The organism is Caproicibacterium sp. NSD3, from assembly GCF_053613275.1.
The window spans coordinates 1,184,708-1,199,395 of record NZ_CM132119.1 but is presented as its reverse complement, the minus strand read 5'-3'; the positions used below and the strand labels follow the sequence as shown (position 1 = coordinate 1,199,395).

Below are 14,688 nucleotides of genomic sequence, written 5' to 3'. Positions count from 1 at the left end.
CTGATTGATATAAAATCCATGACAATATCGGAGCTCGAAACGTATTTGGCTGAGATTAAAGAGCCAAAATTTCGTGCAAAACAGATATTTTTATGGCTGCAAAACGGGGTTACCTCTTTTTCAGAGATGACGAATCTTAGTAAATGCCTAAGAGAAACCTTGCAGAAAAATTGCTACATAGCAGATGCTGTAATCCAGAAATGCTATTGTTCCAAACTTGACAGTACAAAAAAATATTTATTTCGTCTGCATGACGGAGAACTGATTGAATCCGTATTGATGGATTATCATTATGGAAGAACAATCTGTATTTCAACACAGGTTGGCTGCAGAATGGGATGTACATTTTGTGCTACCGGTCAGAGCGGCTTTTCTAGAAATTTGACCCCCAGCGAAATGCTTTCACAAATACAGACCGCAGAACGGGACGGACAAAAACGCATTTCAAATGTTGTTTTGATGGGAATGGGGGAGCCGCTTGATAATTATGAAAATGTTCTTCGTTTTCTAGAGTTGATTTCCACCCCGGATGGGATTAATATTGGAATGAGGCATATTTCTCTCTCTACTTGTGGGATCGTCGATAAGATTTATGATCTTGCAGAGAAGAAATATCAATTAACACTTTCTATTTCTCTTCATGCGCCAAATGATACCATTCGTTCTCAGACAATGCCGATCAATCAGCGCTGGCACATTGAAGATTTACTCAAAGCCTGTCGCTATTACAGCGAAACAACCGGCCGCAGGATTTCCTATGAATATGCAATGATCAGCGGCCTAAACGACAGTGATGATTGTGCTCGGGAATTGGGAGAACGGCTGCGGGGCACTTTGTGCCATGTCAATTTGATTCCGGTCAATACCGTTTCCGGGACAAGCTATCGAAAAAGCATGATAGACAGGCAGCAGGCTTTTGTAAAGATCCTTGCCAAAGCAGGAATCACAGCTACAGTCCGGCGGACTTTGGGCGCTGATATCAATGCCTCCTGTGGACAGTTGCGCCGCAGGTACCAAAGTGAGGTTGAATTATGATAAGAGTGTGCGGAAGAACAGATATCGGAAAAGTGAGGAGCAGTAATCAGGATGATTGCCGCTTTGGACTCACTTCGGACGGAAATCTGGCGTGGTCTGTTGTCTGTGATGGCATGGGCGGCGCAAATGGTGGAAATGTTGCAAGTAGTATGGCTGTTGAGTCTATTTCTGAGCAATATCTTCACTATTTTGAGGAAACTCAGAAGTTTACAGATAACGGATTGCGGGATTTAATGACTTCTGCAGCGTATAATGCCAATACAGCAATTTATGAACATGCAGCAGAAGATGCACAGCTTTCAGGAATGGGAACAACGCTGGTAACTGCAATCGTTTATGATGGAGTGGCACATATTGCTCATGCAGGGGACAGCCGTGCATACCTACTGGATTCAGACGGGATTCAGCAGATCACAACGGACCACTCAATGGTTCAGGAAATGGTAGATAGCGGAGATTTGACCTTACAGCAGGCCAAAAACCATCCGCAGAAGAATATCATCACACGGGCACTCGGCGTTGAAGATCAGATACAAACGGATTATTGTGAAATAACACTGCCTCAAGATTGGTATTTTTTAATACTTTGCACAGACGGGTTTTCAAATTGCGTGGAGCCAGAAATCCTTATGAATTTTGCAAAGAAGTTTCAGGGGCAGGATTTAGCGGATCAATTAATTGAAGAAGCAAACAAAAATGGCGGCGGGGATAATATTACCGTTTCTATTATCGAAAACTAAGGTTCAAAGGAAGGAGGATTTTTTAGAATGGATAAATATGCCGGCAAACGATTAGACGGCCGCTATGAGATTCAGGAATTGGTTGGCGCTGGTGGAATGGCACTGGTGTATCGTGCTTATGATACTTTGGATCAGCGCACAGTTGCAATCAAAATTCTGAAAGATGAGTTTTTGGACAATGCGGAATTTATCCGCCGCTTTAAAAACGAAAGCAAGGCAATTGCGTTGCTTTCTCATCCAAATATTATTAAAGTCTATGATGTGAGCTTTGGAGATCAAATTCAGTATATCGTCGAAGAATATATTGATGGAATTACCCTTCGGGAATATTTGGACCGTCAAACTGTTATCGATCTGAATAAAGTGCTGTATTTTACCACGCAGATCTTGCGTGCGCTGCAGCATGCCCATCAGAAAGGAATTGTACATCGGGATATTAAACCGCAGAATATTATGGTTTTACCCGATGATACGATTAAAGTGACTGATTTCGGAATTGCTCGTTTTGCCCGCAGTGAAACAAGGACAATGACGGACAAGGCCATTGGTTCTGTTCACTATATTGCACCGGAACAAGCAAGAGGAGATCTTACTGACGAAAAGGCGGATATCTATTCCGTCGGCGTCATGCTTTATGAAATGATTACCGGGCAGTTGCCTTTTGAAGCGGAAAATGCAGTTTCAGTTGCGATTATGCAGCTTCAGGCAGAGCCACAGCCCCCAATGGAGATTAACCCGGATATTCCCCTTGGATTGCAGCAGATCACCTTACACGCGATGCAGAAAGATCCTGCTCAGCGTTATCAGACTGCAACAGAGATGCTGTTGGATCTTAAAGAACTGCGCCAAAATCCGGACGCGGTCTTTGAATATAAATATATTCAAAGAAATGACGATTACGCAACGCCTAATTCTTTGAAGGATACTGCTTCTGTTACTTCTTATGACGATGGATATAATTATGTAGAGCATCCGGAACAAAATAATGCCAAAGCTAAGAAGCGGAAAAAGACACCTTTTATTATTGGCGGGATTGCTTTGGGAGTTGTTATTCTTGCAGTAATCTTGATGGTTGCCGGCGTTTTTAAGAGTTGCGGAACGCCTTCGGAAGTAAAACTTCCGAACTTTGTTGGTCAAAAATATGACGACGTGATCAAAGCATATAATGGGCAGTTTAACTTTGTGGAAGATACCAAAACAGATTCTACAAAAGAAACAGGTACGATCGTAAGTCAGAGTCCAAATGCTGATATGACTGTCAAAAAGGGTTCGGATGTGCATTTGACTGTAATTGTAGCGGCAGATACTGTACAGGTTCCGGATGTAACAGGGAAAACGGTAGCCGATGCAAAACAGGCACTGATTTCGGCGGGGCTCCAGGTTGGTACCGTTACTGCCAAAGACGGGAAAGAAACAGCCAATACGATTTTGGAAACAAGTCCTGCAGCAGGAACTTCTGTAGATAAAGGCAGTAAAGTGAATCTGGTCTATAGCACAGGGAAAAAAGAAACAAAGATTTCAGTAACCGTCTCTTTGCCCAGCGTTAGCAGTAATCTTAATTTATCCTATTATCTGGATGGAGTTTTACAGGGACAGGTAACCGTTAATCCTTCATATAATTCGACTTGGACTCAGTCTTTTTCGGGAGAAAGCGGAACGAAGATTTTGACGGTTTCTTTGGGCGGAAATATTTATCGTAAGATCAGTCTCGATTTTGATAGTGGAAACTTTAGTACGCTTGCAGAATATCCCTATACAGAGCCTCAAACTTCACAGCCAACCAGTAAAGAACCTCCCAGCAGTTCTTCAAACAATCCCCCTCCAAGTTCCAGTCATTCTTCCGATAATCCCCCCAGTAATTCCCCTGCTTCTTCGCATTAAAGCTTAAAAATGATGAGAGAAATAAAAGGAATTATAGAAAAGGGAATCGGCGGATTTTATTATGTGAGAACTCAAAACGGAGATCTCGTGGAATGTAAAGCACGCGGCCTTTTTCGAAAAGAAGGCATCAGTCCACTAGCGGGGGATAACGTGATTTTGCTGGAAGGCGAAGAGCAGAGTTATACCATCCATGAAATTTTGCCACGCAAAAACAAATTGATTCGTCCGCCAATTGCAAATTTGGATCAGTTAATGATTGTCGTTTCTGTTTGTGACCCCAACCCTAATATGCTGGTGATTGATAAATTAATTGCAGCCGCAGAGGCACAAAAAATTCAGCCAATTTTAATTTTTACGAAATCAGACCTTCAAAGTGTCAAAAGTTTGACTGATGTTTATTCTAATGTCGGAATCCCTTATTTTGAGATCTCTTTTTCTAAAAAAATTGAGCTTGAGCCTATAAAGGCCTTCCTGAAAGGAAAGTTGACAGCATTAACCGGGAATACAGGAGTTGGCAAAAGCTCGTTGCTGAATCAGCTTTTGCCGGGAGAAAATCTCGAGACAGGGGAAATTAGCCGAAAATTAGGACGAGGCCGCCATACTACCAGACAAGTTGAGCTGCTATCTGTTCCGGGCGGCGGATATGTTGCGGATACTCCCGGCTTTTCTTCCATTCAGCTGGAACGATATGTTCCGGTAAAAAAAGAAGAGCTTCAATACTGTTTCAGGGAATTTATCCCCTATATCGATCAATGCCAATTTCAAGGATGCTCGCACGTTTGTGAAAAAGGATGTGCGGTTTTAAAGGCAATGAAAGATGGAAAAATTTCAGAATCACGTCATCAGAGTTATTGTGAGATGTACGAACAGATTAAGGAAATAAAGGACTGGGAACGAAAATGAAACAATGTTTGATTATCGGTTCTGCACCGATGGAAGACCTGTCGGTTTTTTCAAAGTATGATCCTAAAAACAGCTTTATTATTTGTGCAGATGGGGGTTTGGATACTGCTAAAGCAGCCAAACTTTCGCCCAATCTTGTCATTGGGGATTTTGATTCCGCAAAATGTGAACCTCCAGCAAATGTAGAAGTGATTCGTCTGCAAAAAGAGAAAGACGATACCGATATGATGAGTGCTGTAAAAGAAGGAATCCGCAGAGGATTTCAGTCACTTGTCCTTTTTGGGGCTGCTGGCGGCAGAGAAGATCACACCTATGCAAATTACTGTGCTTTGGAATATATTTCTTCTCAGGGGCGTCAGGGCGAAATTGTAATGGATCATACGCATATCTTTATTATGACCCGTGGGCGTATGCTGCTTCGCCAAATGAAGGGCTCCACCGTTTCTGTTTTTCCGTTTGGGACCGGAATGTGTTCCGTTACTTATCGGGGAATGAAATATCGGTTAGAAGAGGGAGTCCTGATTTCTAATGATCCACGGGGCACCAGCAACGTATTGATTAATGATGATGCCTCCATCACACTTCACAGTGGCCACGCGATTATATTTGTTCTAGATCACGTTTAAAAAGATTCACCTTTTTTTCCTTTGCCGTATATACTGGATTAACAAACCAGTAAGGGCGGTGAGACAATGCGCAGACCACGCTGCTTTCAAGACGGAAAATGTGCCTGCTATGCAGTTGCATTCGGATTAGGCATGACACTTGCCTGCTGTTTTCCGTCTGGATTCACCTTGTTTGTTATGTCAATCATTATTGTTTGTCTCGGCGCTGCATTGATTCACCGCTGAAAATTACGGGAGGGATTATCTTGAAAATTGTTGTTGTCCACAGTTCAAAGTTTTTGGCGTTTCTCCTTAGGCATCTGTTTCATATCGACAAAGAGCCCGTACATTCCTGAATTTTAAAGAAAAAATGTTGTATCAAACAAAAAAGACTCCTTAAAAAAGGAGTCTTTTTTTATTTGGTAATAGATTTTGTGGACAGAGGATTCATATTTTGCAGGTTATTTGAATATGAATGACACAGAATTACAAAAAGGAGAGATCGAACATGCTGAACCGTGAGGTACTCACCGCAAGTGAAGCGGTTTATAACGGCTGTCAGGAACAGCCAGTGGATGTAGACGTCAGCCTTCCCGATTATTGTCCGGATATTCAGAAGATTTTGAAATGTCAGGTATGCCCGGCTATTTCATCCTGCAGTGCCTCCGGGGATCATCTGGAAGTGGAAGGGACTTACACTGTACGTGTCTTTTATCTGGATTCGGGTGGAATGGTTGTCCGCAGTTATGAGATGGAGGATTCTTTTCTGTCAACCATTTCTTTAAAGCGTACCGTGGAAAATCCAAGAATTTATGCGTATCTCAAGATGGAATACGTTAACTGTCGGGCTACAAGTCCACGTCGATTGGACATCCATGGAGCTTTTTCTATCTGCGCTCGTGTTTATGGAGCTTGCAATGTAGAAGCTGTTTCCTCTGTGAATGAAGAGAGTGTAGAAGAACTTCCCCAGAATCTGCAGTATACCACCGGCTCCGGCTGCTTCCGGCAACCATTTACTTTGGAAGATAATCTGGAACTGCCGCAGGGAAAATTGCCTGCAGATCGAATCCTTCGTACTCAAGCGGTGTGTTTCTGTAAAGAAAAAACACCGATGGCAGATGGACTTCAAATCAGTGGAGAAGTTCGTCTGAAAATCCTTTATGCTTCTGCAGAAGAGAGCATGCCGCCCGAAACGATGGAATATACCATGCCGTTTGATCAGGAGATCGCCTGTGATTCCATGACAGAGGATAGCCTCTATTCTCTGGAAGTTTCGGTTTCCTCTGTTACCGTTCAAATTCATACGGATTACTCGGGCGAACTTACTACTTTTGAAACGCATATTCGCTTAACTGCCTCTGTTACTTGTTATGAAGAGCAGCAAAAATCCATTTTACAGGATGCTTATTCCCGCACCTGTGAACTGACGCTTACAAAAAAGCAGCAGGAAATTGAGAGTCTAAAACAGCTTTTTTCGGATACCTGTACCCATAAATTTTCGATAGAGGGAGAAAGTCCTATCACCAAAGTCCTTGATCTTTGGAACGAAACCTGTACCGTATCCGGTTCTGTTGAAAATGGAGAACTGAAATTCTCGGGCAAAATGAATGTTTGTGTACTGGCGGTCAACGCAGAAAACACACCATTTTACTTTGAACGAACAACGGAATTTTCTCTCAGTAAAGCATTTGAAGGAACCGGAACGATTCATTGCACTGCACAAGCTTTTCTGACGGATCTAAGTTATCGTTTAACAGATGCCGGTCTTGATCTGCGAGCGGAACTTACAATTACAGCTGAACTTTATGAGCAAAAGACGATTAATCTGATTACTGATGCAGCTTTGGACGAGAGCAAGCCAAAGGTTTTGGATCATACCGCAGCACTCAGTCTCTATTTTGCATCGCAGGAAGAAAATCTTTGGTCTATTGCACGTACTTACTGCAGTAGCCTCTCTGCTATCAGAAAAGAAAACGATTTGCCGGAGGACGCTACATCGGCATCCGGCATGCTATTAATTCCAATGTGAGAGAGGAGGGAATATTCAAATGGAAGAGCGTAATCTTTACGATGATATTGCCCAGAGAACAAATGGCGATATTTATATCGGCGTGGTTGGACCGGTGCGTACCGGAAAATCCACCTTTATCAAAAAATTTATGGATACAATCGTGATCCCAAATATTCAGGAGAAAGCGAAAAAAGATCGTGCCGTCGATGAGCTTCCACAGTCTGCAGGCGGCAGAACCATTATGACTACAGAGCCAAAGTTTATTCCGGAGCAGGCTGTTCGAATTCAGATCGATCAGAGCGCCGCTTTTTCAGTGCGTATGATCGATTGTGTTGGATATATTGTTCCGAGTGCTTTGGGGTATATCGAAAATGACGTGCCGCGTATGGTGATGACACCATGGTACGAAGACCCAATTCCATTTAATATGGCAGCGGAAATCGGTACGAAAAAGGTAATTACGGAACACTCTACGATTGGATTGGTTGTCACAACAGATGGATCTATCAGTGATCTTCCGAGACAAGAATATGAGGAAGCAGAAGAACGTGTCATCAAAGAATTAAAAGAGATTAAAAAGCCATTTATCGTTCTGCTGAATTCCGTGGATCCCAAGTCAGAAGAAACAAGAGCAATGGCTTCTCAACTGGAACAAAAATATAAAGTCGCAGTTTTGCCCGTCAACTGCTTGGAACTTGACGAAAAACAAATCCGCGAAATCCTTTCTAAAGTTCTTTTTGAATTTCCTGTCAAAGAAATTAAAGTGGATATGCCTAAATGGCTTTCGGCTTTGGAAAAAGAGCATTGGCTGCGCAGTGCGGTTTATGGTTCCATTCAGCAAAATGCAGTTAAAATTAGCCGGATCAGAGATATTACGCCGCTTACTCAACAAATCTGTGGGTGTGAGTATGTTGAGAGTGCAAAGACGGAATCAATTGATCTTGGAACCGGAAAAGCCCGCATTGAAATTCATCTGCAAAAAGAGCTTTTCTATCAAGTATTGGGCGAAAAGACCGGCCTGTCTATTGAAAACGAAGGGGATTTATTATCCTGTATGCTTCGTTTTGCAGATATGCAGAAAGAGTATAATAAGCTGAAAGATGCTTATCATGATGTAGAAGCCGGAGGCTATGGAATCGTAATGCCCGAAATCAATGAATTATCATTGGAAGATCCTCAAATTATCCGTCAGGGCGGAAAGTATGGAGTCCGTCTAAAGGCCTCTGCACCGGCAATCCATATGATTAAAACAAATATTACAACAGAGATTACTCCGATCGTCGGCAGCGAAGCGCAAAGCCAGGAGATGGTTACTTATCTGCTGAAGGAGTTTGAAGAAAATCCTGGGAAGATCTGGGAATCAAATTTGTTCGGAAAGAATCTGCATGAAGTTGTGAATGAAGGTTTACATAACAAGCTCAGCAGAATGCCGGAGGACGCACGCAATAAGCTGCGTGAAACCATTGAACGAATCATCAACGATGGCTGCAACGGTTTAATTTGCATCATTTTATAAAAAAATTAATACAAAACTAAAATTTTAGCGATTTAATACATTTTGTGTATTAAATCGCTTTTTTTTATTGAAAAAAAAGCAAATCAGGGTATACTAAATAGTATGTTAATTATTTTACAACTTCTTTTTGCACAGTTCAAAATAAACAAAGGAGAGTGAAGCATATGTTTCCAATTATAGAAAAACGGAAACTCAATGACTCCATGACACTGATGGCAGTGAAAGCCCCATTCATTGCAAAAAAAGCAAAAGCCGGACAGTTTATTATTCTTAGAGTAGATGAGCGCGGCGAACGAATTCCCTTAACAATCGCAGATTATGACCGCGAAAAGGGAACGATTACGATTATTTACCAGATCGTTGGACAAACAACAATGAAGCTGGATCAGTTGAACGTAGGGGATCAGATCCTGGATTTTGTAGGACCTTTGGGAAAAGCCAGTGAACTGAGTGGACATAAACATGCCGCGGTGATCGGCGGCGGAGCAGGATGTGCAATCGCTTATCCGCAGGCAAAAGCACTCCATGCAATGGGAACGAAAGTGGATGTCATTGCAGGATTTCGAAACAAAGACTTAATTATCTTAGAAGATGAGATGAAAAAAGCTTCGAGTCGTCTGTTCTTAATGACAGATGATGGCAGCAACGGAAATAAAGGGTTTGTCACGAATGCTCTCCAGAAAAACATTGAAGATGGTGCCGATTATGACCTAGTTGTCGCGATTGGACCTCTTGTCATGATGCGCGCGGTAGTAGGTGTCACAAAGCCATATGGAATTCCGACGATTGTCAGCATGAACCCCATTATGATTGACGGCACTGGAATGTGCGGCTGCTGTCGGTTGACAGTAGACGGAGAAACAAAATTCGCTTGTGTAGATGGTCCTGACTTTGACGGGTTTAAGGTCGATTTTGACGAAACGATTAAGCGCTCAAAGACCTATTTTGATCAGGAACGTGCTGCAGCAAGAGAAGAAAACTGCAGATTGATGAGAGGTGTAAAATAACATGCCGAATATGCAAATGGAAAAAACTCTGATGCCGGAGCAGGATCCGAAAGTACGGCGGCATAATTTTGAAGAGGTCTGTCTTGGATATACAGAAGAGATGGCAAAAGAAGAAGCAAAGCGCTGCCTCAACTGCAAAAACAGTCCATGTGTCGGTGGATGCCCTGTAGGGGTACACATTCCTACTTTTCTCTCTTATGCTTCGGATGGAAAATTTGAAGAAGCCTATAATGAAATTAAATTGACAAATTCTCTTCCGGCAGTTTGCGGCCGTGTATGCCCTCAAGAAACCCAATGTGAACAAAGATGTGTGCGCGCAATTAAAGGGGAACCGGTTGGAATTGGCCGCTTGGAGCGCTTTGTATCAGATTGGCATATGAAGCACGGAAAAGATATTGCGAAAACAGTTTCTAAAAATGGCCACAAGGTAGCAGTAATTGGTGCTGGCCCGGCTGGTCTTACCTGTGCAGGAGATCTAGCTGCAAAAGGATACGAAGTGACTGTCTTTGAAGCTCTTCATATAGCTGGTGGCGTACTGATGTACGGAATTCCGCAGTTCCGTCTGCCAAAAGAAATTGTTCAAAAAGAAATTGACGGTTTGCGTGAAGCTGGCGTCTCTATCGAAACCGATATGGTTATGGGAAAAGTATTGGATGTAGATGAACTCTTTTCTATGGGATATGAGGCGGTCTTTATCGGGACCGGAGCAGGGTTACCAAGCTTTATGAATATCCCCGGAGAAGATTTAGTCGGTACTTATTCTGCAAATGAGTTTTTAACTCGTGTCAATCTGATGAAAGCTTATAATCCCGATTATGATACTCCTATGATTAAGCCCAAACGAGTTGCTGTTGTAGGCGGTGGAAATGTTGCCATGGATGCTGCCAGAACCGCTTTACGTTTAGGCGCCGAAGAAGTTTCGATTGTTTATCGTCGTTCCGAAGAGGAAATGCCGGCCAGAAAAGAAGAGGTTCACCATGCAAAAGAAGAAGGCGTAAAGTTTGATCTTCTGCGCAATCCGATTCAAATTCTCGGAGACGAAAATGGTCATGTAAAAGCAATTGAGTGCATTAAGATGGAACTCGGAGAGCCGGATGCTTCCGGCCGCCGCCGTCCGATCGAAATCCCGGGCAGCAATTATGAAATTCCAGTAGACTGTGTCGTCATGGCAATCGGAAATCGGCCTAACCCGCTGGTCCGTTCTACAACCGAAGGACTCGAAGCTAACCGGAAAGGCTGTATTGTAGTAAATGATTCCATGAAGACAACCCGTGAAGGAGTCTATGCTGCAGGGGACGCGGTTTCCGGTGCAGCAACGGTTATTCTTGCAATGGGGGGCGGAAAAACAGCCGCAGCTTCTATTGATGAATATATCCAGTCAAAAAAATAAATTTCTTTTTTCAAAGAGCAGGAAAAGCGTAAATGCTTTTCCTGCTCTTTGCATGTTCGTCCTCTTTTTTTCATAAGATAAAAGCGAGGAGGTGCTTTTTATGAAAGAAGGAGAAAAGCTTTTACGCGTCGTTCAACTAATCGTTTGTGTTGGCGCATTGTTAGCGGCAATTATTTTAAAAACTGTAAATCAACCCATTTATGGGCAGGTTCGCAGTTGGTATCAGCTGCAGGCAGAACAAAATATTTTACCGAATGATCAGGTAAAAGACTGGGAACGCCAGTTGATTCCAGTATTTCCTTCCTATGATAACAGCAACAGTCAAATATGAAATTTGAGATTTGTCACTGTGAATTTACGATCAGAATATCCTTTCTGCTGATGATTTCTCTGCTGCTGATGCTGGATACTACCGGATTTTTGAGTTATGGCCTGCTTGCGGCTGCAATTCATGAACTGTCCCATGTTTTTATGATGATTCTCTGCGGAAGAATTCCTAAAAAAATCTGTCTGACAGCATTTGGAGCAGAAATCAGCGCATCTTCAGAAAAGACTTCTTATCAAAAAGATTGTCTGGTGAACCTTTCCGGTCCGGCAGTAAATCTTCTTCTCGGAGGGCTTCTTTTTTCACTGGGAAATCAAACCCTTTTTGCACAGATGAATCTGGCTTTGGGATTATTTAATTTGCTTCCTGTGATTCCTTTGGATGGGGGGCAGGCCCTTTTTTCTTTGCTTTGTCTCTATTTCCCGGAAAATACAGTCGAGAAGATTTTAAAAATAATTTCCTTTTGTATCCTTGTTCCGTTAGGCATTCTCGGCTTTATCATTCTGTTTCACTCCAAATGGAATTTTTCTTTATTACTTTGTAGTGTTTACTTAATGGCGTTTCTGTTGCTGAAGTAAAATGCGAACTGCTTGAAAACTTTTCGAAAGCACGATATAATAGAGAGAATTCTTTTTGGGAGGATTTCTGTGATTAATAAACAAATGGAAGCTTTGCTTCCGAAAGTTCAAAAACCGGGACGTTATGTAGGCGGAGAACTCAACAGTATTCAAAAAGATCTAAAGAATATCGATTTGCGATTTGTTTTTTGCTTTCCGGACATTTATGAAGTCGGAATGTCTCACTTGGGGCTGCGGATTCTTTATAGTGAGCTGAATCTTCCGGATTATCTATGGTGTGAACGTGCATTTGCACCGTGGACAGATATGGAAGAGCTTATGAGAGAAACGCACACACCTCTTTGCGCTTTGGAAAGCGGCGACGCACTTTCTGAATTTGATATCATCGGATTTACCCTGCAGTATGAGCTCTGTTATACCAATGTCCTTAATATGCTGGAATTGTCTGGGATTCCTCTATTATCTAAAGACAGAAAAGAGCTCAAGAATCTTGTGGTGGCAGGGGGACCATGTGTCTGCAATCTGGAGCCGATTGCGGATTTTATTGATCTTGCTTTTGTTGGAGAAGGGGAAGAAGTAGATTTAGAGGTCTGCGACCTTTATCGGGAATATAAAAAGCGCGGTGCCTCAAAAGAAGAATTTTTGGAGGCTGCCACTAAGATTAAAGGTGTTTATGTACCTTCTTTTTATGAGGTGCAATATCATGAGGACGGTACTGTAAAAGCGATTACGCCGACTCATGGAGCACCGCAAAGGGTCGAAAAGCGATTGATGCTCGATATGGATCATTGTTATTTTCCGGATAAATGCATGGTTCCATTTCTTGAAATTATCCATGACCGTGCAGTTTCAGAGGTGTTTCGCGGATGTATTCGCGGCTGCCGGTTCTGCCAGGCCGGATTTCTATATCGTCCGGTTCGGGAGAAAAGCGCGGATACGGTCAACCGTCAGTGTAAAGATCTTTGCGAAAGCACAGGATATGACGAAGTTTCATTGTCTTCGCTGAGTACCAGTGATTATTCTCAGATCAATCCGTTGCTGGATAAGCTCCTTGAGTGGACAAAAGATGAGAAAATCGGCATCTCGCTGCCGAGTCTTCGAGTCGACGGATTCCAAAATGAGATGATGAATAAAATTAAATCCGTACGGAGAAGTGGGCTTACTTTTGCTCCGGAAGCCGGAACGCAGCGTATGCGGAATGTCATCAATAAAAACATTACAGAAGAACAGCTTTTAAAAACGGTAAACACTGCATTTTCCGGTGGTTGGACAACCGTTAAGCTTTATTTTATGCTGGGACTTCCCACTGAAACTTTGGAGGATGTAGAAGGAATTGCACAGCTTGCTCAGAAAGTAGTGGATGCTTTTTACGAAAATCCTAATAAGCCAAAGGGAAAGGGTGTTAAGGTAACGGTTAGTGCTTCTGCCTTTATTCCAAAACCTTTTACACCGTTTCAATGGGAACCGCAGGACACTATGGAGCAGATGCTCGAAAAACAGCATGTTTTGGTGCAGTCAGTTCGTTCTCATAAAATCACTACAAACTGGCATGACGCTTCTACCAGCTTAATAGAGGCTGTGTTTGCACGGGGAGATCGTCGGCTAGGGAAAGCTCTTTTGGAAGCAAATAAGCGCCATATGCGCATGGATGGTTGGGACCATTATTTTTCTCTGGAAAACTGGCTGTCTGTTTTTAAGGACTGTGGGATTGATCCTGCTTTTTATGCCAATCGCAGAAGAAGCTTTGACGAAATTCTTCCATGGGACCATATTGACTATGGAATTAAAAAAGAATTTTTGATCAATGAATGCAAAAAGGCATATTGCGCGGCGACAACGCCAAACTGCAGAGAATCCTGTTCTGCATGCGGAGCAGCACGCTTTGGAGGAGGAATCTGCTATGAGAAGCGTTAGAATTTGGTTCCAGAAAATAGGCGCAGCAAGGTATATTTCTCATCTGGACTTAAGCCGCTGTATTGCTCGGGCAGCGCAGCGCGCAAAAATACCGTTGTGGTATACAAAGGGCTTTAATACGCACGCGTATTTAACCTTTGCACTTCCGTTGAGCCTTGGATTTTATGGACTTCGCGAAAGCTTTGATTTTCGGATAGAAGGCGAGATCAGTAATGAGGAGATCAAAGAACGACTAAAGAAAGCGTTACCGCGAGATTTGCCGATCCTTGATGTGACGGAACCTGTTATGAAATCATCGGCAATTACTTTTGCCTCTTATGAAATGAAAATTGATTGCGATAATCCGGATGAACTCTCTGAACAATTTCAGAACATGATGAAAAAGGAACATCTGATTGTACCAAAACACACAAAAAGCGGTTGGATTGATTTGGATATTCGGCCGGAGATTCAAAAGTTTTCCATTAAAAAAGCGGAAACAGGAATTTTAATTGATGTTTTACTGCCGGCAGGCAATCAATTCAATCTGAATCCTTCGCTCATCTTAACTTGTGCCGAAAAGGAATTTTCCTTTTCGAAGCAGGCTGAAATTGTAAGGACTGAACTTTATGACAATAGTTTCAAAAGATTTGTATGAACTATAAAAATTTCTTGCCTTTTTAATCACTTTGTGCTAAAATATAAAAGCATTTGGAAATCTCCGGACTCCCCGGAGGAGTTCAATGCCCGTCGTAAACGACATTGAAAACGGACAGTCCTCTGCAGAAAATTGCATGAATGTCT

General features: G+C 42.5%; 14 protein-coding genes. All 14 read left to right on the top strand.

Going from position 1 to position 14,688, the window contains the following annotated elements; translation table 11 throughout:
- The 14 genes from rlmN (at position 1) to ACVS9P_RS05920 (ending at position 14,542) form a co-directional block, all read left to right on the top strand.
- Positions 1-1,035 (top strand): 23S rRNA (adenine(2503)-C(2))-methyltransferase RlmN, encoded by a 1,035-nt coding sequence (gene rlmN, locus ACVS9P_RS05985; protein ID WP_452104676.1) that lies wholly within the window; start codon positions 1-3, stop codon positions 1,033-1,035.
- The gene (locus ACVS9P_RS05980; RefSeq protein ID WP_452102687.1) at positions 1,032-1,775 is read left to right on the top strand and encodes a Stp1/IreP family PP2C-type Ser/Thr phosphatase; all 744 of its coding nucleotides are present in this window, start codon (positions 1,032-1,034) and stop codon (positions 1,773-1,775) included. The genes rlmN and ACVS9P_RS05980 overlap by 4 nt, the downstream gene beginning before the upstream one ends.
- Before the next feature lie 27 nt (positions 1,776-1,802).
- Positions 1,803-3,656 carry a Stk1 family PASTA domain-containing Ser/Thr kinase gene (gene pknB, locus ACVS9P_RS05975; RefSeq protein WP_452102686.1) on the top strand — a complete coding sequence of 618 codons (1,854 nt, stop codon included), beginning with the start codon at positions 1,803-1,805 and terminating at the stop codon, positions 3,654-3,656.
- 9 nt (positions 3,657-3,665) lie between these two features.
- Positions 3,666-4,559, top strand: a complete 894-nt coding sequence (gene rsgA, locus ACVS9P_RS05970) for a ribosome small subunit-dependent GTPase A (protein ID WP_452102685.1) — start codon at positions 3,666-3,668, stop codon at positions 4,557-4,559.
- Positions 4,556-5,185, top strand: coding sequence for a thiamine diphosphokinase (locus tag ACVS9P_RS05965; RefSeq protein ID WP_452102684.1), 630 nt, complete (start codon positions 4,556-4,558; stop codon positions 5,183-5,185). The genes rsgA and ACVS9P_RS05965 overlap by 4 nt, the downstream gene beginning before the upstream one ends.
- Positions 5,186-5,251: 66 nt before the next feature.
- Positions 5,252-5,410: a hypothetical protein gene (locus ACVS9P_RS05960; protein ID WP_180340764.1), complete on the top strand. Its 159-nt coding sequence runs from the start codon at positions 5,252-5,254 to the stop codon at positions 5,408-5,410.
- A gap of 262 nt (positions 5,411-5,672) precedes the next feature.
- Positions 5,673-7,193: a DUF3794 domain-containing protein gene (locus ACVS9P_RS05955; protein WP_452102683.1), complete on the top strand. Its 1,521-nt coding sequence runs from the start codon at positions 5,673-5,675 to the stop codon at positions 7,191-7,193.
- A 19-nt stretch (positions 7,194-7,212) separates the two neighbouring features.
- Complete coding sequence (gene spoIVA, locus ACVS9P_RS05950; RefSeq protein WP_452102682.1) at positions 7,213-8,691, top strand: stage IV sporulation protein A; 1,479 nt, start codon at positions 7,213-7,215, stop codon at positions 8,689-8,691.
- A gap of 164 nt (positions 8,692-8,855) precedes the next feature.
- Entirely contained in the window at positions 8,856-9,698 is an 843-nt protein-coding gene (locus ACVS9P_RS05945) for a sulfide/dihydroorotate dehydrogenase-like FAD/NAD-binding protein (protein ID WP_452102681.1), read from the top strand.
- Position 9,699: 1 nt separating this feature from the next.
- Positions 9,700-11,088, top strand: a complete 1,389-nt coding sequence (gene gltA, locus ACVS9P_RS05940) for an NADPH-dependent glutamate synthase (protein WP_452102680.1) — start codon at positions 9,700-9,702, stop codon at positions 11,086-11,088.
- A gap of 100 nt (positions 11,089-11,188) precedes the next feature.
- Positions 11,189-11,419: a hypothetical protein gene (locus ACVS9P_RS05935; protein ID WP_452102679.1), complete on the top strand. Its 231-nt coding sequence runs from the start codon at positions 11,189-11,191 to the stop codon at positions 11,417-11,419.
- A complete protein-coding gene (locus ACVS9P_RS05930; protein ID WP_452102678.1) occupies positions 11,416-11,991 on the top strand; it encodes a site-2 protease family protein in 576 nt (191 codons plus the stop codon). Before ACVS9P_RS05935 ends, ACVS9P_RS05930 begins: the two co-directional genes overlap by 4 nt.
- A gap of 84 nt (positions 11,992-12,075) precedes the next feature.
- On the top strand, positions 12,076-13,905 hold the full coding sequence (locus ACVS9P_RS05925) for a TIGR03960 family B12-binding radical SAM protein (RefSeq protein WP_452104675.1): 1,830 nt from the start codon (positions 12,076-12,078) through the stop codon (positions 13,903-13,905).
- Positions 13,892-14,542, top strand: coding sequence for a TIGR03936 family radical SAM-associated protein (locus tag ACVS9P_RS05920; protein ID WP_452102677.1), 651 nt, complete (start codon positions 13,892-13,894; stop codon positions 14,540-14,542). Before ACVS9P_RS05925 ends, ACVS9P_RS05920 begins: the two co-directional genes overlap by 14 nt.
- Positions 14,543-14,688: the final 146 nt, after the last annotated feature.